The sequence below is a fragment of the Thioclava arctica genome (assembly GCF_040892615.1).
In the GTDB taxonomy this organism is placed as follows: Bacteria; Pseudomonadota; Alphaproteobacteria; order Rhodobacterales; family Rhodobacteraceae; genus Thioclava; species Thioclava arctica.
Map to the genome: position 1 here is coordinate 1 of NZ_JBFRYC010000060.1, position 424 is coordinate 424.

Annotated in this window: 1 tRNA gene; it reads left to right on the forward strand. The window is 50.0% G+C overall.

The annotated features are described in order from the left end of the window. Nucleotides 1–20 precede the first annotated feature (20 nt). Nucleotides 21–96, forward strand: a tRNA-Ala gene (locus AB4874_RS19915). The last annotated feature ends 328 nt before the right edge of the window (nucleotides 97–424 follow it).

Below are 424 nucleotides of genomic sequence, written 5' to 3' on the forward strand. Positions count from 1 at the left end.
TTTGCCAGTGGCAAAAAAGTGGGGCCTTAGCTCAGCTGGGAGAGCGCCTGATTTGCATTCAGGAGGTCAGGAGTTCGATCCTCCTAGGCTCCACCAACGATTTTTTGGCGCAGCCAAAAAGGCGGCGGAACGCTCGAGAGCGGACATAACACGAAACGCCAGTTCGATCAGAAAGCAGTTTTTGACTTCTTTCTCGTCCAACTGGACGATGCGAGGATCTTCGGATCATCGTTTTGACATTGTATATAGAGATGAAACATCAGCGTCACTGGCGCCTCGTGTGAGAGGTGCAGCTGCGTAGCAGCAAGTTGTGACGTTGTCCAAGTCAAGTACACTAACCAAAGTGGATCTACGGATCCACGACGTAGCATTCTTCGGAATGTTGCGGGTAGTTAATTGCATGCTTTTGATCGGAGGAAGTCTA